Origin of the sequence: Plantactinospora solaniradicis (genome assembly GCF_042658085.1) — a bacterium.
Classification (GTDB): domain Bacteria; phylum Actinomycetota; class Actinomycetes; order Mycobacteriales; family Micromonosporaceae; genus Plantactinospora; species Plantactinospora solaniradicis.
In genome coordinates, this window is the sequence record NZ_JBHSPR010000007.1 from 790,334 (window position 1) to 813,345 (window position 23,012).

Annotated in this window: 21 protein-coding genes; 12 read left to right on the plus strand and 9 right to left on the minus strand. The window is 71.5% G+C overall.

Going from position 1 to position 23,012, the window contains the following annotated elements; all coding sequences use genetic code 11:
• Positions 1-43: 43 nt before the first annotated feature.
• From ACFP2T_RS09510 to ACFP2T_RS09540, 7 genes are all read right to left on the minus strand, one after another.
• The gene (locus ACFP2T_RS09510) at positions 44-2,089 is read right to left on the minus strand and encodes a M6 family metalloprotease domain-containing protein (RefSeq protein WP_377419792.1); all 2,046 of its coding nucleotides are present in this window, start codon (positions 2,087-2,089) and stop codon (positions 44-46) included.
• 185 nt (positions 2,090-2,274) lie between these two features.
• A complete protein-coding gene (locus ACFP2T_RS09515) occupies positions 2,275-3,279 on the minus strand; it encodes a proline racemase family protein (RefSeq protein ID WP_377419793.1) in 1,005 nt (334 codons plus the stop codon).
• Positions 3,272-4,168 carry a dihydrodipicolinate synthase family protein gene (locus tag ACFP2T_RS09520; protein WP_377419795.1) on the minus strand — a complete coding sequence of 299 codons (897 nt, stop codon included), beginning with the start codon at positions 4,166-4,168 and terminating at the stop codon, positions 3,272-3,274. The genes ACFP2T_RS09515 and ACFP2T_RS09520 overlap by 8 nt, the downstream gene beginning before the upstream one ends.
• The gene (locus ACFP2T_RS09525; RefSeq protein ID WP_377419797.1) at positions 4,165-5,646 is read right to left on the minus strand and encodes an FAD-dependent oxidoreductase; all 1,482 of its coding nucleotides are present in this window, start codon (positions 5,644-5,646) and stop codon (positions 4,165-4,167) included. Before ACFP2T_RS09525 ends, ACFP2T_RS09520 begins: the two co-directional genes overlap by 4 nt.
• Entirely contained in the window at positions 5,643-5,939 is a 297-nt protein-coding gene (locus ACFP2T_RS09530; RefSeq protein ID WP_377419799.1) for a (2Fe-2S)-binding protein, read from the minus strand. Before ACFP2T_RS09530 ends, ACFP2T_RS09525 begins: the two co-directional genes overlap by 4 nt.
• Positions 5,926-7,107 carry an NAD(P)/FAD-dependent oxidoreductase gene (locus tag ACFP2T_RS09535; RefSeq protein WP_377419801.1) on the minus strand — a complete coding sequence of 394 codons (1,182 nt, stop codon included), beginning with the start codon at positions 7,105-7,107 and terminating at the stop codon, positions 5,926-5,928. The genes ACFP2T_RS09530 and ACFP2T_RS09535 overlap by 14 nt, the downstream gene beginning before the upstream one ends.
• Before the next feature lie 74 nt (positions 7,108-7,181).
• Entirely contained in the window at positions 7,182-9,221 is a 2,040-nt protein-coding gene (locus ACFP2T_RS09540; protein WP_377419803.1) for a metallopeptidase domain-containing protein, read from the minus strand.
• 249 nt (positions 9,222-9,470) lie between these two features.
• Between ACFP2T_RS09540 and ACFP2T_RS09545 the strand changes: the two genes are divergently transcribed.
• Complete coding sequence (locus ACFP2T_RS09545; RefSeq protein ID WP_377419805.1) at positions 9,471-10,703, plus strand: PucR family transcriptional regulator; 1,233 nt, start codon at positions 9,471-9,473, stop codon at positions 10,701-10,703.
• 17 nt (positions 10,704-10,720) lie between these two features.
• On the opposite strand, the gene ACFP2T_RS09550 is transcribed toward ACFP2T_RS09545, so the two are convergent.
• Positions 10,721-11,437, minus strand: a complete 717-nt coding sequence (locus ACFP2T_RS09550; protein ID WP_377419806.1) for a hypothetical protein — start codon at positions 11,435-11,437, stop codon at positions 10,721-10,723.
• 252 nt (positions 11,438-11,689) lie between these two features.
• Between ACFP2T_RS09550 and ACFP2T_RS09555 the strand changes: the two genes are divergently transcribed.
• The 9 genes from ACFP2T_RS09555 to ACFP2T_RS09595 all read left to right on the plus strand — a co-directional run bounded on the left by ACFP2T_RS09555 (position 11,690) and on the right by ACFP2T_RS09595 (position 20,238).
• Complete coding sequence (locus tag ACFP2T_RS09555; RefSeq protein ID WP_377419808.1) at positions 11,690-12,208, plus strand: hypothetical protein; 519 nt, start codon at positions 11,690-11,692, stop codon at positions 12,206-12,208.
• A 306-nt stretch (positions 12,209-12,514) separates the two neighbouring features.
• On the plus strand, positions 12,515-13,360 hold the full coding sequence (locus tag ACFP2T_RS09560; protein WP_377419810.1) for a carbohydrate ABC transporter permease: 846 nt from the start codon (positions 12,515-12,517) through the stop codon (positions 13,358-13,360).
• A complete protein-coding gene (locus ACFP2T_RS09565) occupies positions 13,357-14,187 on the plus strand; it encodes a carbohydrate ABC transporter permease (protein ID WP_377419812.1) in 831 nt (276 codons plus the stop codon). Before ACFP2T_RS09560 ends, ACFP2T_RS09565 begins: the two co-directional genes overlap by 4 nt.
• A 42-nt stretch (positions 14,188-14,229) precedes the next feature.
• The gene (locus ACFP2T_RS09570; RefSeq protein ID WP_377419814.1) at positions 14,230-15,639 is read left to right on the plus strand and encodes an ABC transporter substrate-binding protein; all 1,410 of its coding nucleotides are present in this window, start codon (positions 14,230-14,232) and stop codon (positions 15,637-15,639) included.
• A 140-nt stretch (positions 15,640-15,779) separates the two neighbouring features.
• A complete protein-coding gene (locus tag ACFP2T_RS09575) occupies positions 15,780-16,964 on the plus strand; it encodes a cytochrome P450 (protein ID WP_377419816.1) in 1,185 nt (394 codons plus the stop codon).
• 49 nt (positions 16,965-17,013) lie between these two features.
• Complete coding sequence (locus ACFP2T_RS09580; RefSeq protein WP_377419818.1) at positions 17,014-17,745, plus strand: class I SAM-dependent DNA methyltransferase; 732 nt, start codon at positions 17,014-17,016, stop codon at positions 17,743-17,745.
• A 196-nt stretch (positions 17,746-17,941) separates the two neighbouring features.
• Entirely contained in the window at positions 17,942-18,121 is a 180-nt protein-coding gene (locus ACFP2T_RS09585) for a hypothetical protein (RefSeq protein ID WP_377419820.1), read from the plus strand.
• 99 nt (positions 18,122-18,220) lie between these two features.
• Complete coding sequence (locus ACFP2T_RS09590) at positions 18,221-19,546, plus strand: YcaO-like family protein (protein ID WP_377419821.1); 1,326 nt, start codon at positions 18,221-18,223, stop codon at positions 19,544-19,546.
• Positions 19,543-20,238 (plus strand): TfuA-like protein, encoded by a 696-nt coding sequence (locus tag ACFP2T_RS09595; protein ID WP_377419823.1) that lies wholly within the window; start codon positions 19,543-19,545, stop codon positions 20,236-20,238. Before ACFP2T_RS09590 ends, ACFP2T_RS09595 begins: the two co-directional genes overlap by 4 nt.
• Here the strand turns inward: ACFP2T_RS09595 and ACFP2T_RS09600 are convergent.
• Positions 20,231-20,839 carry a TetR/AcrR family transcriptional regulator gene (locus ACFP2T_RS09600; protein WP_377419825.1) on the minus strand — a complete coding sequence of 203 codons (609 nt, stop codon included), beginning with the start codon at positions 20,837-20,839 and terminating at the stop codon, positions 20,231-20,233. The two genes, ACFP2T_RS09595 and ACFP2T_RS09600, sit on opposite strands and share 8 nt — an antisense overlap.
• A gap of 127 nt (positions 20,840-20,966) precedes the next feature.
• Between ACFP2T_RS09600 and ACFP2T_RS09605 the strand changes: the two genes are divergently transcribed.
• Entirely contained in the window at positions 20,967-21,479 is a 513-nt protein-coding gene (locus ACFP2T_RS09605) for an EXPERA domain-containing protein (protein WP_377419827.1), read from the plus strand.
• Positions 21,476-22,267, plus strand: a complete 792-nt coding sequence (locus ACFP2T_RS09610; RefSeq protein ID WP_377419829.1) for an SDR family NAD(P)-dependent oxidoreductase — start codon at positions 21,476-21,478, stop codon at positions 22,265-22,267. Before ACFP2T_RS09605 ends, ACFP2T_RS09610 begins: the two co-directional genes overlap by 4 nt.
• The last annotated feature ends 745 nt before the right edge of the window (positions 22,268-23,012 follow it).

Here is a 23,012-nt window from a genome sequence, read left to right on the forward strand (position 1 = left end):
GCGGTGAACCGCACACCGCCCCTCGGACATCACTGTCGGCGGGTCAGGACCTCTCGACCTGGCACTGCTTGGTCACGGTCTTCGTGGGGTCGCTCTCCGACGTCGCGGTGAGCTTGACGATTCCCGTCTGGGTGGCCGACGGGGTCGCGCCCACCGACACCCGGACCGTGGTGGTGCGGCCGAACTGGGCGGTGGCGAGCGCGTTCGGCACCTCCACCCGCCAGCCCTTGCCGTTCACCGAGGCGGACAGCCGGTACACGTCGGACTTGACGTAGGCGGTCACGTCCTCCGGGTGCCGCTGGCCGCCGGCCGAGTAGGCGCCGGTGTTGGTCAGGTCGAACGAGCAGGTCACGCCCCGGGCGGTCGGCCGGGTCGCGGTCGTCACCTCACCCTTGGACATGGCCACGCCGTGGCTGCTCGTACCGCCGTTGCCGTCCAGCGACCGGACCGCCACCGTGTACGACAGCACCCCGTCGGCGTTCCGCTTCAGGTCGAGTACGTAGAAGTGCAGCCGGTTGGCCTGGTCGACGTACTCGTACTCGCTGCCGGAGCGGGTGCCGGCGTGGAACAGCGCGTCGGACAACTGCCGGTAGTCCCCCATGGTGATCTTCTGCGGGGTACCGTTCGGCTGGTAGAAGTCGACCATGTCGATGTCCTGCGGGTTGGCGTCGACCACCCAGACGAACGGGGCGCTGTCGGCGTTCTTCGTCTTGGACACCAGCACGCCGCTGTCCGGGGTGAACGAGTCCGCGCCCATCCGGTCCACGGTCTCGACCGTGTAGTTGTTGTAGTTGCCGCCGTCGCAGAGCGGATCGGTGTTGGTGTCACAGCTCGGCGACAGGTCCTTGTTCATCGCGATGTTGATTCCGGTGAGCCCCTTCGGCCCGGCGTCGACCGCCCGCGCGGTCAGCGTCGCGACGACCATACCGGAGGAGGCCAGCGCCTCCCGGGACAGCCGCAGCAGGTGTTCCTCACCGAGCAGGCCGATCTTCACCTTGTCCCGGACGGTGTGCAGCGAGCCCATCGAGCCGCCGTTGACCGGTGGGATCTGCCAGCGGGTGTGCGGCCCGCCGGGCCCGTTGAACGAGCCGCGCGACATCATGCTCCAGATGCCGGTGTAGGCCCGCCGCAGCGGTTCGCCGTACGGGTTGTTGTAGTTGTCGCCGATGCTCAGCAGATGGCTCAGCTCGTGGGCGTACACGCCCATGCCGGAGCTCTCCGCCTGGGTCGACGAGCCACCGCCCGCGTTCGGCCAGATGGTCGAGGCGGCCTTCCAGGAGGTCCAGGGGACGTACCGGGTACTCGCGTAGTTCGGCAGGCTCGGGTCCGGCGGGCCCCACGCGTCCGGCACGTCCTCCTTGGTCTGGAACATCATCTGGCCGAACTCCTGCCAGGTGGACGACTCGTCCTGCCCGGCGGAGAGGATGAAGACCAGCTCGAACGAGTTGGCCACCTCCTCGCCGACCGCCGCCCGCCAGGCGCCGAGCCCGTCGGTCCGGATGTTCTTGGCGCACTGCTCACCGCTCGGGCAGGCGCCCGGGTTGAAGCCGTTGTCGATGCCGTACTGGTAGGACTTGGCCGGCATCTCGTACGGCCCGAACCCGGACAGGTCAACGCCGTACCGGCCGTTGGAATCCTGCATCCAGTACTCGTGCAGGGTGTGGCCCTTGTTCAGGTCGTTCGGCGTGTTCAGGAAGTCCGTGTAGAACTTGGCCACCTGGTCCCGGGGGATGTTCGCGGCGGTCGACTGCGGATTGCCGAAGACCGTCGAGCGGGCGCGCTGGGTCACCACGAACGGCTGGTCCGGATAGTCGAGCGTGACCAGCGCGATCTTGAAGTCGCGTACCGAGCCGGAGACGGCCGGGTCGGCCCAGTTCCGGTTCGGCACGGCGACGTAGTCGTCCCAGGTCATGGTGTCCGGGTTCTGCCAGGACTGCGGGTCCAGCACCTCGAAGGGACCGGTACCGCCGCTGGGATTGCCCGGCGCGGCGGTGGCCGGCGTCGCGGCGGCGGAGGCGACCAGCGCCGTCACCACCGCGGCGACCAGCACCGAGCGCCGGGCCGTACGTCTGGAGGACAGTAGGTGCATGCGGTCACCTCTCGTACTCGGTCGGGGATGGCATCCGGCGGCGCACCCGGGAGGCGCTGGTCAACCGTGATCATGCCGAGGCGAATCTATGAGCCGGCGCTCCTGGCGGTCACTGTGCAGATGTCGGTAGGTGGATCGACCACTTGCGACACGTGCAGGAGTGGCCGTCAGGCTAACGGAACCGGTCAGATCCGGAAACCCTCGGGAAACGGGTCCTCGGGGTCCAGCAGGTACTGCGCGGTGCCGGTGATCCAGGCCCGGCCGGTCACCGTGGGTATCACGGCGGGCAGGTCGCCGACGGTCGTGGTCTCCACCAGCCGGCCGGTGAACCGGGTCCCGATCACCGACTCGTTGACGAACGGCGTGTCCAGGCCCAGCAGGCCCCGGGCGTGCCGCTGGGCCATCCGCGCCGAGGTCCCGGTGCCGCACGGCGAGCGGTCCACCCAGCCGGGATGGATGACCACGGCGTTGCGGGCGTCCGCACCGTCCGTGCCGTCCTGGACTATCTGCACGTGGCGGCAGTCGTCGATGGCGGAGATCGTCGGGTGCCGGGGCGGCGCCTGCTCGTTGATCGCCTCCATGATCCGCAGCCCGCGGCGGATGAGTTCGGGCACGGTCGCCGGCTCCACCGACAGTCCCAGGTCGGTGGCCTCCACGATGGCGTAGAAGTTGCCGCCGAACGCCATGTCGTACCGGATCGTGCCGATCTCCCCGCCCACCTCCACCTTCCGGTCCGCGGCGAGCAGGAAGGACGGCACGTTGCGGATGGTCGCCGCCGTCGCCCGGCCGTCCCGCACCGCGACCTCCACCGCCACCAGCCCGGCCGGAGTGTCCAGCCGGATCGTGGTGACCGGCTCGACGACCGGCACCATCCCGGTCTCGACCAGCACCGTGGCCACCCCGATCGAGCCGTGCCCGCACATCGGTAGGCAGCCGGAGACCTCGATGAACAGCACGCCGTAGTCGGCGTCCGGCCTGGTCGGCGGTTGCAGGATCGCGCCGGACATCGCCGAGTGCCCGCGCGGCTCGGACATCAGCAGCCGGCGCAGGCCGTCCCGGTCCCGCTCGAAGAGCAGCTTCCGCTCCAGCATGGTGGCGCCGGGCAGGGTGCCGACGCCACCGGTGATGACCCGGGTGGGCATGCCTTCGGTGTGTGAGTCGACCGCGTGCAGGACCAGCCGGCTACGCATCGGCGTCGGCCTTCAGCGCCCGCTCCATGTCCTTCGTCACCTGGGTCCGCGCCGACGCCGGCAACGCGCCGCGCGGCGGCCGGCACGGGCCGCCGTACCGTCCGGCCAACTCCATGCCCAGCTTGATCGCCTGGACGAACTCCGGCCGGGAGTCCCAGCCGAAGATGGGATGCAGCTCGGTGTAGAGCGGCAGGGCCGCCGCCAGGTCGCGGGCCCGGCACAGCTCGTAGAGGCGTACGGAGAGTCGGGGCAGCGCGTTCGGGAAGCCGGCTATCCACCCCGTCGCGCCGCACACCACCAGCTCCAGGAGTACGTCGTCCGCCCCGGCCAGCACGTCCAGGTGCGGGGCGAGGTCCCGGATCCGGTGCAGTCGGCGGACGTCACCGCTGAACTCCTTGACGGCCACCACACCGTCGGTCTCGGCGATCTGCGCGAGCAGTTCGGGGGTCAGGTCCACCTTGGTGTCGAACGGGTTGTTGTACGCCACCACCGGCAGCCCGACCCCGGCCACCTCCCGGTAGTGCGCCAGGACGTCGGTGTCCCGGGCCGCGTAGGTGTTCGGCGGCAGGGCCAACACCGCGTGGGCACCGACGGTCTGCGCCTGTTCGGCCCAGTGCCGGGACTGGCGGCTGCCGTACCCGCCCACGCCGGGTACCACCGAGAAGCCCGGCGGCGCCGCCTGCACGGCGGCCCGGACCACGTCGGCGCGCTCGGTGTCGGAGAGGTTCTGGTACTCCCCCAACGAACCGCACGGAGTCACCCCGTGGCAGCCCTCGTCGGCCAGCCACCTCACGTGCTCCTGGAGCCGGTCGAAATCGACCGAGAGATCATCGCGGAACGGCGTGGGAATCGCGACCACGACGCCCTGCCACGGTTTCCGAGCTGTCACTGGGGTGTTCCTTCCTCGGCGACGGCACCCAGCGGTACCGGCAGCACAATCTGACGGTTGGCGAAGCCTTCCAGCGGTTGGTCCCGGCCGGACGCGGCGGCGAGCAGGCCGGCGGCGGCCCGACCGCAGACCCGCCCCTGGCACAGCCCCATGCCGATCCGGGTGACCAGTTTCAGCGCGCGCACGTCGTCCAGCCCGTACGCGGCCACGTCGGCACGCAGCCGGCCGGCGGTGACCTCCTCGCAGCGGCACACCACGGTGTCGTCGGTGAGCCAGCCGGTCCAGCCGTCCGGCACCGGATGCGCCCGGTGCAGGGCGGCGGCGAACCGCCGCTGCCGGACCGCCCGACGGGCGACCGGCGCGACGGCCCGGTCCAGTCCGGCGTCGTCCAACAGTCCGAGCCGGTGCGCGGCGGCGAGTCCGGCCAGCCGCCCCTCGCTGATCGCCAGGTCGGCGCCGCCCACCCCGGTCGCCTCGCCGGCCACCAGGACCCCCGGCACGCTGCTGCGGCCACACTCGTCCACGTCGACCACCAGGCTGCCGTCGGCCGGATCGACCCGGGTGGCGCAGCCGAGCGCGACGGCCAGCTCGACCGACGGCGTGAAGCCGTGACCCACGCAGACGGCGTCCACCGGCACGGTCCGGGTCACCCCGCCGGGTCGCCAGTCCGCGTCCACCCGGCTGACCGTGGCGCGGAGGCCGTCGTCGTACTCCCGCACCTCGGTGACCGCCTGGCCGCGCCAGACCGGCACGCCGCGTCGGCGCAGCGCGCCGAGGTAGCGGGCCGCCTCCACGAGCTTGCCCGGTGTCGCGGCGACCGCCCGGGTGTGCCGGGCCCACCGCCGCAGCGGCGCGGCCTCGACCACCGCCGCCACCTGCGCGCCGGCCTGCGCCAGTCCGGCCGCCACGGCGAGCAGGAAGGGGCCGGTGCCGGCCACCAGCACCCGCCGGCCGACCAGTACACCCTGCCCCTTGGCCAGCGCCTGGGCGGCCCCTGCGGTGACCACGCCCGGCAGGTCCCAGCCGGGGAACGGCACCACCCGGTCGTGCCCGCCGGGCGCCAGCACCAGCACCAGGGTGGTCAGGGTGGCCGGGCCGTCCGGGCCGATCAGCCGCAGCGTCACTCCGTCCATACCGCCGTCCCCGGCGGCTCTTCCGTTGGCCGCCGAGATGTCTGCGGTGGTCGGCCTCCCGTCGGCCGACGTCCCGGCAATGGAGGTCGACCAGACCTGGTGGCGGGTGCGGAAGGTGATCCGGGGGTGCGCCAGGGCCTCGCGCAGCAGCCCGTCCGCCCGGCGGGAGTGCGCGACCGCCGGTACGCCCGCCACGGTCGGCTGGCGCAGGTACTGCCCGCCGGGACGCTGGCCCAGATCGACGACGACGACCGTGGCACCGGCGTCCGCCGCCGCGACCGCCGCGGCGAGGCCGGCCGGACCGGCACCGACCACGGCCAGCGGGGCGGCTCCGGCGTTCCTCACGGCGTGACCTCCCCGGCTCCGTGCTGGGTGTCGACGGTGTCCCCGGGCGCGACCGGCCGCAGACACGCCCGCACCCCGGGCTCGCCGTTGCACACCACGAGGCAGTCGAAGCAGATCCCGATGCCGCAGAAGACGCCCCGGGGCCGATCGGCGAACCGGGTCCGCCGGGTCGAACGCCGACCGGCGGCCAGCAACGCCGCCGCCACCGTCTGCCCGGCGAGCACCGGTACCGGATCGCCGTCGACCGTGATGGTGAACTCGGCCGGGCCGGCGCCGGCCTCAGGCGGCAGCACGGGCGTCCTCCCTCGGAGCCGGAAACCTGAATGGATCGAAGGGGCGCAGGTCCACCTCCGGTGCGTCACCCGCGATGACCTGGGCGACCAGCCGGCCCGTGGCCGGTGCCAGCCCGATACCGGCACCCTCGTGCCCGTGCGCGTGCACCAGGCCGGGAGCGCGCGGGTCGGGCCCGATCACCGGCAGGTGGTCCGGGGAGAACGGCCGGAAGCCGTGGTAGACCCGCATCAGGCGGACCCTGGCCAGCGCCGGGAAGAGCCGTACCGCGCCACGGGCGAGTTGGCGTACCGCGTCGGGGTTGGGCCGCCGGTCGAAGTCGACCAGTTCCCGGGAGGCGCCGATCAGGATGGTGCCGGCCGGCGTTCCCTCGACCACGGTGGACGTCTGTAGCGCGGCGTCCCCGCTGGCGACGTTGTCCAGGTAGTCGGCCGAGTAGACCTTGTGCCGGACCAGCGGCGGGACGGGTTCGGTGACCAGGACGAAGCCCCGGCGAGGCGCGACCGGGACGGCGGCTCCGGCCGACCCACCGAGCCGGCCGGCCCAGGCACCGGCGGCGTTCACCACGTGTCCGGCGGCCACCGGGCCGGCATCGGTGTCCACCCCGACCACCCGGCCGGCGGCGTTCCGGAGCAGGGCGGTGACCTCGGTACGCAGCCGGACCTCGGCGCCGTGATCCCGGGCCGCCGCCAGCAGCGCCGCGGCGGCACGGGCCGGCATGACCTGCATGTCCTGCGGATAGAACACGCCACCGGCCACCTGTCGGGTGATGGCCGGCTCGTGCCCGCGCACCCCGGCCGGATCCAGCGGCTCCACCACCACCCCCGCCTCGGCCTGCGCGGTCGCGGTCGCCCGCAGCCCGACCAGCCCGGCCGCGGTTTCGGTGACGATGAGCCCGCCCTTGCGTTCCAGTTCGATGTCCCCGTACCGGCCGGCGAGTTCGGCCTCCCAGTGCTGCCAGAGCCCGTTGCTCAGCAACGCCAGGTCCAGCTCCGGGCCGGGCGGCTTGTCCGACACCAGCAGGTTCCCCTCGCCCGAACCGGTGGCACCGGCGACCAGCCCGGCCCGCTCCAGCACGACCACGGTCAGGCCGCGCCGGGCGCAGGCGTACGCGCATGCCGCACCGACGATGCCGGCGCCGACGACCGCCACGTCGAAGTTGCCTGCCATGACGCCCCTCCCCCGGCTGGCTGGACCGCCCCGGCCCCGTCGGAGCGCGGAGGCGGCCCAGCCGGTTCGTTCCGTTACTTGTCGACCCGGCAGGTCGCGGTCGCCGTCCTGCTCGGATCGCTCTCCGACCTGGCGGTCAGGGTGATCCGGCCGCTCGACGCCGAGGAGCCGCTGGCCGTGGCCACCGCCTTCACCGGAACAGACCTGCCGAACGCGGCGCTGGTCAGCTCGGTCGGCAGGACCACGGTCCAGCCCCGCCCGTCGATCGCGGCGGAGAGCCGGTAGACGTCCGACTTCAGGTACGCGGAGACGTCCTCCGGATGGGCCTGGCCGCCGGCCGAGTACCGGCCGGTGTTGGTGAGGGTGAAGGTGCAGGTCGCGCCGGCACCGGTCGGGTTGCCGGTGGGACCGCCCGAGGGTCGGGCCACGGCGACACCCCGCTGCGACGGTCCGGCCCCGTCCAGGTGCCGGACCCCGAGGGTGTACGACAGCAGCCCGTCCGCGTCGACCACCCGGTCGAGTACGTAGAAGTGCAGCCGGTTCGGCTCGTCGACGTACTCGTCCTCGCTGCCCGAGCGGGTGCCGGCGTGGAACAGCGCGTCGTTGAGCTGCCGGTAGTCGGCGACCGTCCGCTTGACCGGGGTGCCGTCCGGCTTGTAGTAGTCGACCATGTCGATGTCCTGCGGGTTGGCGTCGACGACCCAGGTGAAGCAGGTGTAGCCGCAGGTGTTGGTCTCGGCGGTCTTGTTCTTGGCGATCAGCACACCGTTGTCCGGGGTGAACGAGTCCGCCCCGATCCGCTGCACGGTCTCCAGGCTGTAGAAGTCGTAGACCGGGCTGCCGGGGCAGAGCGGATCGGCGTTGATGTCACAGGCCGGGGTCAGGTCCCGGTCCATTCCGATCCGTACGCCCTGCACGTCCCGGGCGCCAGGCACCGCCGAGCGGGCCTTGACCGTGATCACGGCGAGTCCGGTGGTCCGCAGCGCTTCCCGGGACAGCCGTACGACCTGCGCCTCGTCGATGTGGCCGAGCTTCAGTTTGCTCCGGAGCGTCTGCCCGGCCGGCATCGCCGCGCCCTGGCTGGCGGGCACCACCCAGCGGTTGTGTGGACCACCCGGCCCGTTGAACGAGCCGCGGTCCATCACGTCCCAGGTCCCCGACCCCACCCGCCGGTACGGCGACACGTACGGATTGTTGTTGTTGTCCGCGATCCCGAAGGTGTGGGCGATCTCGTGGGTGATGGTGCCCGAGCTCTCGCCCTGCCGCATGCTGGACGAGCCCCACAGTTGGGAGCCGGCCTTCCAGGAGGTCCAGTCGACGTAGCGGGACCGTACCCAGTTGGGCAGGTTCGGGTCGGGCGGCCCCCAGGCGTCCGGCACGTCCTCCCGGGTCTGGAACATCATCTCGCCGAACTCCTGCCAGACCGACGTCTCGTCGTAGCCGGCGTACACCCGCAGGACCAGGTCGAACCGGCTGCGGACGTCGGCGCCCTCGGCGGCCTGCCACAGCGCGTCCACGTCCCGGTCCAGGTTGCCGTCGCAGGTGTGCCCGGCCGGGCAGCCCGCCCGCTCCTGCCCGATGTCGTTGAGGCCGTACTCGTACTGCGGCCGGGGCAGCCGGTAGGGACCGAACGGGGTGAACTCCACTCCGACCCGCCCGTTGGTCTGCTCCATCCAGTACTCGTGCACGGTGTGCCCGTGGTTCAGCGCGCTGGGGGTACCCCAGAAGTCGGCGTAGAACTTGGCCACGTCCGCCCGGGCGACCGGGGCGACCTGCGGGTTGCGGAACGGGTCCGAGCCACGGGGCTGGGTGATGACGAACGGCTGGTCCGAATTGTCGGCGGCGACCAGGGCGATCCTCAGCTTCCGCTGGCTGGGCTGCCGAGCCGGGTCGGCCCAGTTGCCGCCCGGCACCGCCCGGTAGTCGTCCCAGGTCATGGTCTCCTGGTCCTGCCAGTACTGCGGATCGACGGGATCCAGTCGGCTGGTTCCGGCGGCCGGACCGGCCTGTACCGGTGCGGTTCCCGGCCCGGTCAGCAGGGCGGTCGCCGCGAGGGCCGCGACGCAGGTGACGTACGCCCTGCGGAGCTGGTTACTGCGGATGAGGCGGCGCAACGCGTCTCCTTCGGTCGGAGCCGGGGATACCGCAGCACGGTACGGACGGCGGTGGGCCGAAGTCTTCGAACAAGTGCAGAAAGCCCGGTCGCCGGATCAGGACTCCTGTTGGGACTTGCCTCGCACGTTGGGCGAGACCCTTGCGCGGGCGGCCCGGCCCGTCAGAGGGTAAGGACCGGCGGTCGGCGTGGATTCGACAACCCGGCGGGGCTCGATGCCGCCGACGGGCCATGACGGTCAGGGGACGGCATGCACGCGGAGCTGCAACGCATCGTCGACGCGGTCGCGACCCGGGTCGGCCGGCCGGCGCTGATCGAGGACCGCCGGCAGCGGGTGGTCGTGTACAGCGAGCACACCGGGCTGATGGACGACGTACGCCGGACCTCGATCCTGCGCCGGCACACGACGCCGGAGGTCATCTCGTGGTTCCGCGACGCGGGCATCATGAAGGCCCGCGATCCGATCCGCACGCCGGCCTGCCCGGAGCTGGACCTGCTGCCCCGGCTCTGTGTGCCGATCTTCCACCACGACCTGCTGCTCGGCTTCGTCTGGTTCATCGACGCCGACGGCGGCATGACGGACGCCGACATCGAGGTCGTCAGCCGGGCGACCGGGGAACTGTCGCTCGCGCTCTACCGGGAGAACCTGCTCGGGGAGCTGGCCTCCCAACGCGAGGCCGAGGCGGCCCGGACCCTGCTGGTCGACAGCGCGGAGACCCGCAACGAGGTGGTCCGCTCGCTGCTCGCCGACGGTGTGGTGGCGAGCGACCGGCCGGCCACCGCGCTGGTCGCCCAGCTCGTCCCGACCCGGGGTCAGGTGCTGGACGAGGTCGCCCGGATCGCGTTGGAGCAGGTGCTGGTGGCGACCCGCAGGTGGATCGGCGTACGCGAGGCACTGCATCTGATCCGCCACGACCAGGGCGTGCTGCTGATCTGCGGCGCTCAGGTCGCCGGTCGCCCGTCCACCGAGGCCGCCGCCAGGTATCTGAGCGAGGCACTGCACAACGCGACCCGGAACCTGACCTCGGTGGCCCGGGTGGTGGTCGGCGTCGGCGAGCCCCGCCCCCGGCTCGCCGACGCCGTGCACTCCTACGACGAGGCGCTCCAGTCCGCCCGGGTGGGCGTGCAGCTCCCCGCGCTGGGCCGGATCATCTCGTGGGCGAACCTCGGGATCTACCGGATGCTGTCCCGGATGGACGACCAGCACCTCGACCTCGCCGGCGTCCATCCGGGCCTGGAGCGGTTGCTCCGCGAGGACACCAACCAGGTACTGCTGGAGACGCTGGAGACGTACCTGGACCTGGCGGGGAACGCGCACGCCACCGCCGAGCAGCTACGGCTGCACCGCACCACGCTCTACTACCGGCTGCACCGGGTGGAGCAACTCGCCGAGACCGACCTCAAGGACGGGAACGAACGGCTCTGCCTGCACCTGGCGCTGAAGCTGGGTCGCCTCACCGGGCACTACCGGCCGGGGCACTGAGACCGTCCGGGCCTGCGCTATCCCCGCGGCGGGCCGCCGGCGGCCCGGGTTCGCAGCCGGCGATGCCCGGTGACGAGGCCGAGGCCCACTACGGCCGCGACCAGGAGCGCGACGCCGACCAGCGCGGCCCGGCGGGGCGTGGGAGCGGGCGGCGCGGCCGAGGATTGGGCGGCGGGTTCGACGGCCGGAGCCGGCGCGTTGTCGAGCGGTGCCGAACCGACGACCGCGGCGAACGGGTCCCGGTCGGCGTCGACCGGAACGACCGGCGGACGGATCGCGCCGGGCCAGTACCTCTCGGTCTCCGCCGACTGCATCGGTGCCGGCACCCCGAGCACCGACAGCGTGCCGGGCACGGTGAGGGTGCCGACCCGGTAGTCGGCGAACCGACCCTGGACGCCGACCACCGTCCAGGAACCCGGACGCGGCACCGCGACGGCCGTCGCGTAGTGGGCCGGCTCGGGCAGCGCCACCGCCGGGAACGACACCGAGGCGCCCTGCTCGTCGACCAGCCGCAGCGCGACCTTGCCGAGGTCGCCCTCGTACGGGTGGAAGCCGTGCTGGAGCACCCACAGCCCGATCGTGTAACCCTTGCCCGGTTCCAGCCGGTCCGGCAGCGGGTCCAGCACGGTGACCGCCCAGTTGCCCGCGTAGGCGGGCGCCGGGGCCAGGACCGGTACGCCGATCAGCCCGACCATCGTCGCGGCCACGGCGGCGAGCATGCGCGGGGTACGCATCGTTGACCACCTCCACCCAGCACGAGCCGCCGGGCCGATGCCGGGTTCCCACCGGCCGCCGACCCGGCCACCGCGGCCGCCCCGGCCACCGCAGACCGTTCGGATCCGCCGGCACGCCAGGACCCGCGGGTTGTCGCTTCCCACGCGTTCTGCAAATGGAGCGCGGATGGGGACAACCGACCGCCCGCGTCCGGAAATAGAATCGACAACCATCATCAGGCCGCGTAGCAGACGAACACGGAGGACACGGCTGTGGAAGGACAACGAGCGGAATCCCGAGACGGCATCGTCGCCGTCGCCAGTGACGACACGTTCGCGCACACGTACCCGGATCTGCGGGCCCTGCGGGAAGACCCGATCATGGCTCCGGACAGCGATCATCGGAACGACCTGGAATTCTTCGACGTCAATGGCCGGCGGCTGCTGCCGGTGTTCGGCCCGACCCGGAAACTGACGGAGTTGCGGGAATCGGCCGGGGAGGCCGACCCGGGGCTGCTCCAGCGGCGACTGGCCGCGGTGGTCCGGCACGCCGCGAACCACCTCCGGGCGCACCCCGAGTTGACCGAGCCGTTCGGCCTGACCCCGGAGGCCGCCATCGCGACGCTGCCCCGGCCCGAAGCGGAGAGCCTGGCGGAGACGCTGGCCGCCTTCCCGCACCAGGACCAGCCGCAGATCCGCGCCACCTGGTGGCAACCGCGCACCGTCGCGTACGCGCACCAGGGCAACTATTTCCACAATGCCCTGCACGCGGCCGGCTGGACGCACCCCTGACCTTCGGACCGCACCCCTGGCCTCTTGCCCCCGGCCGAGATCTGGTGGACCCGATCGGCGACCTCCAATGCCGATGACGGCACGCGGATTCGCTGATCATGACCACCTTCGACGCTCGGCCGGGGCAGCAGGGCTGTTACCAGCGGATAAAAAGATCGAGTCGCGACGATTTCGCCGACCCGGGTCCGTTGGTACTGTGCGGCAGTGTCTCCCCCTCTGGCTGTAGAGCGCTCTCGGACCGGAGTGGCCGCCGGTCCGCCGCCGCCAACGGGTGGCCGGCCACGGCGTGAACGCGGGCTCTCCTGGTTGCTGCTACTGCCCTCGGTCGTGGTCTTCGCCCTGTTCATCTTCTGGCCGCTGGCCCGGACCTTCTATCTGTCCACCCACGGCAACGACATCTTCGGGGCGCCGAGCACCTACGTCGGCGTCGACCACTACACCGACATGCTGACCGGCGAGTTCGGCAGGGTGCTGGCCACGACCGCGCTGTTCACACTGGTCAGCGTGCTGCCCGCCGTGCTCGGCGCGCTCGTCGTGGTGCTGCTGCTGGAGGCGCGGCTACGGGGCGTACGACTGCTGCGGACCGCCTTCGCCCTGCCGTTCGCGTTCTCCGTGGCCACCGCGTCGGTGGTCTTCGCCGTCATCTACAACCCGGCGATCGGGATCGCGAACGGGCTGCTCGGAGCGATCGGCGTCGACCGGGTCAACTGGCTCACCGATCCCTCGATCGCGCTGCCCGCCGTCGGTCTGGCCACGGTCTGGATGAACCTCGGCTACAACGTCCTGGTGCTCTCCGCCGGAGTGGCGGCCATCCCGCCCGAGGTGGTGGAGGCGGCCCGGCTCGACGGCGCCACGGGGTGGCGACTGGCCACCGGCATCACCATCCCGCTGCTCTCGCCGCAGTTGTTCTTCCTCGTCGTGGTCTCCACCATCCACGCGTTGCAGAGCTTCGGTCAGATCCACATCCTGACCAAGGGAGGCCCGGACGACGCGACCACCACCCTGGTCTACTCGATCTACGAGCGGGCCTTCGCGTTCGGCTCGTCGGACTTCGGCGGAGCGAGCGCCCAGGCGGTGGTGCTACTGGTGATCATGCTGATCTGCACGGCGGTCCAGTTCGGCGTCCTGGAACGGCGGGTGCACTACCGATGAGACGACCACAGGCCGGGCGGATCGTGGTCTACGTCGTACTCGGGCTGGCCCTGATCCCGGTGCTGTTCCCGGTCTACTACGCGTTCGCCGGCGCGGTGATGGGCCCCGGTGACCTGGCCAGCTATCCGCCGTCACTGGTGCCGAGCGCGCTGCGCTGGGAGAACTTCGGCGACGTGTTCCGGTCCGTGCCGCTGGGCCGGTTCTACCTGAACTCCGCCATCCAGGCCGGCGTGATCACCCTCGCCCAGGTGGTGACCAGCATCCTCGCCGCGTACGCCTTCGCGTTCCTCCGGATGCCGGCGAAGGCGGCGACCTTCGGTCTCTTCCTGGCCACCCTGATGGTGCCGTGGGAAGCCATCATCATCCCCAACTACCTGGCCATCTCCGACTGGGGACTGACCCGGGGCGGGCTGACCTATCTCGGTCTGGTCCTGCCGTTCCTCGCCTCGGCGTTCGGCACCTTCCTGTTGCGCCAGGCGTTCCTCCAGTTCCCGGCCGAGTTGCGGGACGCGGCGGTGATCGACGGCTGCGGCCACTGGCGACTGCTGTGGCGGGTGATCGTGCCGCTGTCCAAGCCGTCGATCGCCGCGGTCGGGGTCTACGTCTTCCTCTCCGCGTGGAACCAGTACTTCTGGCCGCTGATCCTGATCCGGGACGCCGACTACCAGACCCTGCAGATCGGCATCTCGCAGCTCAACGACGCCGAGGCGGCCCAACCGGGTCTCGTCCTGGCCGGCGTCGCACTCTCGCTGCTTCCCACCCTCGCCGTCGTGCTCTTCGGCCAGCGGTACATCGTCCGCGGACTCACGGCGGGCGCACTGCGGTGAACCCCTACTGAAGGACCGTCGAATCTCTCAAAAGGAGCAGCAATGGCATCTCCGCGGTTACCTCGGACGGGCAGGCTGGCCCTCGCCGTGCTCGTCGCCACCACCCTGGTCGGTGGGTGCGGCTCAGGTTCCGACGACGGCAACTCGGCCGACGCTCTGGACGCGCCCGGCGCGGAGGCGCTCGACTCCGCCGACGGCAGGACGACCATCGAGTTCTGGCACGCCATGAAGGGTGCGAACGCCGCCGCCGTCGACAAGCTGGTCGCCGACTTCAACGCCCAGAGCGGCGGCAAGGTCGAGGTCAAGCCGGTCTTCCAGGGCAGCTACGACGAGACGATCGCCAAGTACAAGGCGTCGGTGCAGCAGAAGAGCACCCCGGCCCTGGTCCAGGTCTACGACATCGGCAGCCGGTTCATGGTGGACTCCAAGCAGGTGGTCCCGATGCACCGGTTCATCGAAAAGGACGGCTTCAACACCGCCGACATCGAGCCGAACATCGCCAGCTACTACTCGGTCGAGGGCAAGCTCTGGTCGATGCCGTTCAACTCGTCGACCCCGCTGCTCTACCTGAACAAGGAGGCGTTCGAGCGGGTCGGCCTCGATCCGACCAAGCCGCCGAAGACCCTCGCCGAGATCGGCGACCTGGCCAAGCGGCTGACCGTCAAGGACAGCGGCGGCAAGACCACCCAGTACGGCTTCGGCGCGGCCATCTACGGCTGGCTGTTGGAGCAGTTGCTCGCGACCGATGGCAAGGAGTACTGCGACAACGGCAACGGGCGCGACAAGCTGGCGACGAAGGTCCAGTTCGACCAGGCCACCGGCGTGCAGGTGGCGCAGTGGTGGACGGATCTCGTCCGGAACGGGTACGCGACGAACACCGGCCGCAAGACCGACGACGCCCAGGCGGCGTTCAAGGCCGGTACGGTCGCGATGCACCTCGAGTCCACCAGCGTGCTGCGCGGGTACGTCGACGCCGCGAAGGGCAGGTTCACCGTCCTCACCGCGCCCTATCCGAAGGTGAACGACGCCTCCGCCGGTGGACCGATCATCGGCGGCGCGTCGCTCTGGATCAACGGGGTGGGCCACAGCGCCGCCGAGAAGCGGGGCGCCTGGGAGTTCGTGAAGTTCGCCTCCGGCGCGGCCCAGCAGGCGCAGTGGCACACCGGCACCGGCTACGTGCCGATCAACCCGAAGGCCCTGGAGGAGCAGATCGACAAGGACTGGGTCGCCCAGTACCCGCAGTTCCGTACCGCCGTCGACCAGTTGCACGCGCTGCCGCCGTCGGTCGCGTCGGCCGGGTGCCTGCTGGGAACGATGCCGCAGGCGCGCAAGGCGTCCGAGGACGGCCTGGAGGCCGCCATCGTCGGCACCAAGCCGGCCGAGCAGGCGATGAAGGACGCCGCGGCGAGCGTCCAGCCGGAGATCGAGAGCTACAACAAGTCGGTCGGCTGAGTCCGGGCCGGGGCCAGGGCCGCGCACCGTCGGCCCTGGCCCACCTCGGGCCCCTCTTTCACATTGCAGTCGTATTGACATGTCCGCCGCAGCGCTTTTACATTGCAGTCGTATTGTAAGCGCTGCGGAGAGGACCCGTCATGACGACCACCAGCCCGACACTGCCGTTCGACCAGCCGAACCCGATGGAGCCGCCACCGGCCCACGCCGAACTGCGCGAAACCGCACCGGTGACCCGGGTCAGGACCCCCGACGGGCAACCCGCCTGGCTCGTCACCTCGTACCACCTGGTCAGTCGGGTACTCACCGATCCGCGCATCGGCGTCGCCCCGGCCGGTGCGCCGATCGCCGGCAACGACACCCTGTTCCAGGACGGTCCCGCACACGGCCGACTGCGCCGACTGGTCGCGAAGGTCTTCACGCCCCGGCGGATCGCCACCCTGCGACCGGCCGTCGAACGGCTGGCCGCCGAGCGCGTCGCGGCCCTCGCCGCCGCCGGCCCGCCGGCCGACCTCGTCGACCTCCTCGCCGCACCGCTGTCGATCACCGTGATCGGCGAGATGCTCGGCATCGCGGTCGAGGAGCGTGAGCCGTTCCGCCGCTGGGCCGACGCCGCGTTCATGGTGGACACCACCGGCCCGGACGGCGGATTCGACCCGGCCGCCATGGAGCAGGCATGGCGCGGGCTCTACACGTACATGGGCGACCTGATCGCCGCCAAGCGCGACGCGCTCGCCGACGACCTGCTCAGCGACCTGATCGCGGTGCGCGACAGCGACGACGGACGGTTGGACGACGGCGAACTGGTCGGGATGGCGGCCACCCTCGTCTCGGCCGGCTACCTCAGCTCCAGCAACGCGATCTCCGTCGGCGCGATCCAGCTGATCACGACCGGGCGGCTGCCGGACCTCGCCGCCGAGCCGGGACGCGTCGAGGCGTACGTCGAGGAGCTGCTCCGCCGGCAGGCCGGGCTCACCGGCGAGGCCATGCCGCGCTGGGCACACGAGGAGGTCGACCTGGACGGGGTACGCGTCGAGGCCGGCGACCTGGTCCTCGTCCGGCTCTCCGGCGCGAACCGTGACCCGGCCCGATTCTCCGACCCGGACCGGTTCGACCCCGACCGGCAGCCCAATCCACACCTGGCGTTCGGGCACGGTCCCCACCACTGTCTCGGTGCCGCGCTCGCCCGGATCGAGGTCGGCGCCGCCCTGCTCGCCCTCGCCCGGGAGTTGCCCGACCTGCGGCTCGCCCGCCCGGTCGAGGAGATCCGGTGGAGCGAGGGCCAGGTCGACATCGGACCGGTCGCGGTACCGGTCACCTGGTGAGATCGACAGCCGGTGGCGCCGCCCCGGTCGGTCTGGTTGGGTGTGGCGCATGTCTGGCTTTGAGGATCCCGCGTTCTTCGGCGACCGGTGGGCGGCCGTCTACGACGAGCGGACCGAGATCGACCCGGCCCCGGCCGTGGAGTTCCTCGTCTGGCTGACCGGCACCGGTCGCGCCCTGGAACTGGCGATCGGGACCGGCCGGGTCGCGCTGCCGCTCGCCGCCAAGGGGATCGAGGTCGAGGGTGTCGAGGCGTCCCAGGCGATGGTCGACCGGCTGCGCGAGAAGCCGGGTGGAGATTCGATACCGGTCGCGATCGGTGACATGGCCGACGTTCCGGTGACCGGGCCGTACCGACTGGTGTACCTCATCTACAACACGCTGTTCAACCTCACCAGCCAGGAACGGCAGGTCGACTGCTTCCGCAACGTCGCGCGGGTGCTCGATCCCGGCGGGTTCTTCGTGATCGAGTGCTTCATGCCGGACCATCTCCCGTTCGACCGGGGCCAGCTCGTCCACACGAGGGCCGTCTCGGAGAACCTGGTGGACGTGTCGTTCGCCCGGCACGACTCGAGCCGGCAACGGGTGACGTACCAGCACGTGCGGCTGAGCGCGGAAGGAATGCAACTGCATCCGGTCACGCTGAGGTACTGCTGGCCCAGCGAACTGGACCTGATGGCGCGGCTGGCCGGCCTCCGGCTGCGCGGACGCTACAGCGACTGGGACCGGCGCCCCTTCGACTCCGGCAGCGGCAGCCACATCTCGGTGTACGAACGCACCTGACCCGCGCGATGCCCGCCGCGCCGTGTTCGGGGCTTGTTTCCTGATCCGGCACAGATGGTCGTTGATGTTGGCTAAGCGACACTTGCCGGCAGGTGTTGCTTGTCCCACGGCAAGCGCTGCCGCACGCTGGTCGCACGGTTCGGTGCCCGCCGGGCCGGCCCGGAGGCTCGGGCACGTCCAGCGAAGGAGACTGACGATGGCGCAGACGACTCTGGAAGAGGTACGCGGCCTCGACACGGCGGAGTGGACCACCGAGGAGTTCACGCCGGAGGGGCTCCAGGAGTTCCTCGAGGCGGGCTTCGGCTCCTCGGTCGCCGACGGCATGCAGGGCTTGAGCCAGCCCTTCGCGCTGCTGCCCGCCGAGATCCGGAACTGATCGCCGGTGGCCCGTCGGCCCGCCCGGCCCCCGGGTCACCGCCCGGGCCGAGCGAGTCGACGGGCCATTCGGCGGTCGCGGTTACGGAAGGGGTGAGGGTTGAGACTGCGCGATCGGGTGGTCAAGGGCGGCGGTGCCACCCACGAGTTTCCGGTCGAGGTCACCTGGGAGCGGATCAGCGGTCATCTCCGCCGGATCGGTGTGACCCGGTTGGCCGACCTCACCGGCCTCGACCGGCTCGGCATCCCGGTCTATAACGCGATCTCCCCACGCTCCAACGACATCATCTCGGTCTACAACGGCAAGGGCGTCACTCCGCTCGCGGCCCGGACGTCGGCGGCGATGGAGGCGGTGGAGCGGTTCTCCGCCTGGCTGCCGGTGCGTCCGGCCGCGGTGGCGTCGTACGCGGAACTGGCCGCGGCCGACCGGCCGGTGCTGGATCCGCGCGAGCACAGCTTCGCGGTCGTGCCCGGTTACCGTGACGACGGGCCGATCTCCTGGGTCGAAGGCTGGGACCTGCTCTCCGAGTGCACCGTCCTGGTGCCGCACGACGCGGCGGTCTACCAGCGACGACCGCACGAGCAGACGCCGTACCCGATGACCACCACCAACGGCCTGGCGTCCGGCAACAGCCTCGAGGAAGCGATCTGCCACGCGCTGTGTGAGCTGGTCGAACGCGATGCCATGACGCTGGCCGAACTGATCAGCCACCGGCTGAGCCAGTCACTGGTGCGGACGGCCGAGGCCAGGGGTACGACGGTGGACGTCACGCCCCTCGCGATGCGGCATCCCCGGGTGGACCTCGCCGCGACCCCACCTGGGGTACAGGCCGTCGCCGACCGGTTCCACCAGGCCGGGCTCGAAGTCCGGCTGATCCGGCTGACGTCCGACCTCGGCGTGCCGACGTACTTCGCGACCAACACCGAGGACTTCGGACCGACCATGTCCACGAACTTCAGCGGCATCGGCACGCATCCGAACGCCGAGGTCGCGATGATGCGGGCGATCACCGAGTGCGCCCAGGGCCGGGCGGTGGACATCCAGGCCATGCGCGAGGACCTGGTCATGCCGACCGATCCCGGCGGATTCGGTAGGCCGCACGAGCGTTCGGTCATGCTCAACCGGCACGCCTGGATCTGGCAGGACCACGGCGATCCGGCCGACGGCGGGGCCGACGAGTCGTTCCGCGGCGACGACGTGATGGCCGACCTCCGGTTCATCCTGGACCGGCTGCGCGCGGCCGGCATCCGGCGGGCGATCGCCGTGGACCTGTCGCCGCCGGGAATACCCGTCAAGGTGGTCCGGATGATCGTGCCGGGCCTGGAGTCCTGGGCGATCGACCGGTCGAAGATCGGTGCCCGAGCCACGGCGGCCTGGAACGCGGCGCTGCGGGAGGTGCGACGGGAGTCGGTGACGGCCGGATGAACGCGGTGGTCTTCCTGGGCCCGAGCCTCGACCGGGCGGACGCGGAGCGGGAACTCGACGCCGAGTATCTCCCTCCGGTGCGTCGGGGAGACATCGACGCCCTGCTGACCCGGCCACGGCGCCCGGACACGATCGGAATCGTCGACGGACGCTTCCTGCACAGCATGGCGATCTCCCCCAAGGAGGTGCTGCGGGCGATCGACGCCGGCATCGCCGTCTACGGCTCGTCGAGCATGGGCGCGCTGCGGGCGGTCGAGTGCGCGCCGTACGGGATGATCGGGGTCGGCAAGGTGTACGACGAGTACGCCTCGGGCCGGGTCGACGCGGACGACGAGGTGGCGATCGCCTACGACGAGGAGACCGGTCGGGCGATGTCCGAGCCGCTGGTCAACTGGCGGATCGCGCTCGCCGCCGGGGTCGCCGCCGGTGCGGTGCCGGAGCCACTGGCCGGGCGGTTCCTGGCGCTGGGCAAGGCGACCTACTTCCCGCAGCGCACCCGCGCCGGGGTGCTTCGGCTGTTGGCGGCAGAGGTCGGCGAGCCGGAGTGCGCCGGGCTGGCGGCATACCTGGCCGATCCCGCCGCCGACGCCAAACGCACGGACGCGCTGGCGCTGCTGCGGCGCATCCGGGAGGCGGCGAACCCGACACCTCCGGCGCCGGCAGGACCTGCGATCCCGGCCGAACCTAGTTGACCCCGACGGTCACCTCCGGCGGCGCGTCGTCGGCGAGCAGCCCGGACAGCCCGCCGCGCAGGAAGTCGGCGTACCACTCGGCCATGTCGCTCGCCGGTGCCGGCAGGTCCGGCTCGAGCCACCAGCTCACCGCGCCGATGAGTGCGTGCGCGGCCAGCACCGCCGCCACGCCGGTGCGCGGATCCCGTACGTCGTGGGCCGGATCCTCGCAGAGCAGGCTGGTCGTCGTCTCCCGCCAGTAGCCGTGCAGCCAGTCCGCGAACCACGGGCTCTGGCGCCGGCCGAGCAGGGCGAGATACAACTGCCGGTGCTGCTCGACGTGGCCGAAGACCGCCTCCAGCGCACCCACCTGGGCCACCCGTGACCGGGTCCGGTACGCCGTGCGCAACGCACGTACCGGTCGGTCGAGGCCCTGCTCGACGATGGTGGTGACGAAGACGTACTTATCCTGGTAGTGCCGATAGAAGGTGGTCCGGTTGACCCCGGCCCGTCCCGTGAGGTCCGCGACCGTCACGGCGTCGAAGCCGCCGGCCGTGGTCAGATCCACCAGCGCGCGGTACAGCGCCCGCCGGGTACGTGTGATCCGTCGATCGGTGTGCATCCCCCGCCTCCGACCCGGCCTTCAGTGGCCGATAACCGCAAGATAGCCACGGCGACGGGTTTGATCAATGCGGACCGATCTCGGTCCAGGGTGGCGCGAGCCCATCCAGTTCCTAGGATCAGGGGCCATGACCGTACCGCTGCGCCAGCGTCCGTACGACGTCTTCTTCATCGTCTTCTTCGCGATCAACGCGTTGGTCATCACCTACATCGTCGACCTCGAACAACTGGTGGTCGCCGACCCGACGGACTTCGACTATCCGGTGTGGCCACCGCCCGCCGCGATCGACCTCGTGCACTGGTGGGGCGACACCTACGACCCGCTGTTGATGGCCCGGCCCCCGTTCTGGCGGATGACGATCTGGATCGACATCGTCTTCTTCGGACCGTTCTACCTGTTCGCCGTGTACGCCTTCGTCCGGGGCCGGAACTGGATCAAGGTACCGGCGCTGGTCTGGTCCGGCACCATGCTGGCCAACGTGCTGATCATCCTGATGGACGAGCGGTACGGCGTCACCCCGGCGCCCAACTTCGCGATCGTGCTGGCCGCCAACGGCACCTGGCTGCTGACCCCGTTCCTGATGATGTGGCGGATGCGTCGGGAGCACCCGTTCACCCGGCCGGAGCCGGTGGCGCCATGAGGGCCGACTTCGCCGACCGGTACGGGCCCTGGGCGGTGGTGGCCGGTGCGTCCGAGGGTCTCGGCGCCGCCTTCGCACACCGGCTGGCCGGACAGGGGCTCAACCTGATCCTGGCCGCACGCCGGGCGCGACCACTGGCCGACCTGGCGGCGACGCTGCCCACCCACACCATCGGGGTCCACGCCGATCTGGCCACCGTGGAAGGGATACGCCAGGTCGTCGACGCGGCGCAGGGTCGGGCCGTCGGACTGGTGGTGGCGAACGCCGCCTACTCGCCGATCGGCCGGTTCGTCGAGCTGGACCCGGCGGAGTCCGGTCGCGCGGTGGACCTGAACTGCCGGATGCCGCTGGCGCTCGCCCACCACTTCCTTCCGCCGATGACGGCGCGGGGACGCGGCGGCTTCGTCGTGATGTCGTCGCTGGCCGGCATGCAGGGATCCCCGCCGATCAGCGTGTACGCCGCGACCAAGGCGTTCGGCGCGATCCTGGCCGAGGGTCTGTGGGCGGAACTACGCGGCACCGGCGTGGACGTGGTCACCTGCGTTGCCGGTGCGGTCGCCACACCCAACCTGACCGGTGTGAAGAGTCGCCCGGCCCCGGGCACTCAGACACCGGACCAGGTCGCCGCGGCGGCGTTACGCGGTCTCGGCCATGGTCCCCGGGTGATTCCGGGCCTCGCCATGCGGGTCTCGTCGGCTCTGATGTCCCGCCTGCTTCCGCGCCGTACCGCGATCGCCGTCATCGCCCGAGCCTCCCGGGACCTGAGCCCGCCGGCCGCCACCGGCTGAGGACGGGGCCGGGGCCGGAGGGCGGGGCCGGCCGTCACCCGCAGAGCCGGGAACGCCCGCGTACCGGGCCAGCCAACCCGTCGCCCTGTGGTCGCCGCGCCAGGTGAAGACCGCCGCCCCGCCGCCGACCGTCGACGCCGCCGAGACCTGCGCGGTACCCCGGCGCAGCGGCGTCACGTGGTATCCGGTCTCGTTCCAGACGACGAGCACGGACGATGCCGGGCCCTCGGCCACCACCTGTGCGTCGTCGACGGTGATGGCGACGTTGCAGGCCCGTTCCCGGAGGAGTTCCTGGTATGCGGCGTCGTCGAGTTCGCACAGGGCCGGTCGCGGCCCCGGACGCCAGTCGGGCGCCGGGTAGCCTCGGGCGGTCGCGGCCTCCCACATCCGGGGCACCAACTCCGTCAGGTGGGTGGCCGTCGCCATCTGCTCGCACATCCACAACAGCCGCCCGGCGCCGCGCCGTGGCTGGCATCGGCGCCAGCGGATGCGGCGGCCGAGGTCGGCGGCGACGATCGCGATCCACGGATGCACGGTGCCCAGTAGTCCCTGGCTGGCGAGCCAGTGCAGGTAGCGCGGAGCCTCCTCGAGCACCGGGTAGATCGCGGCGGAGGGTACCCCGGCGATGTCCCGGGTGCTGCGTCCGAACATCTCGGGGCTGTTGGCGGCCGTGAGGAGCGCCGCCCGGGCCAGGTCGCCCCGCTGTGGTTCGGCCGCCTGCTCCGGCGCGGCCGAACCCTCGTCG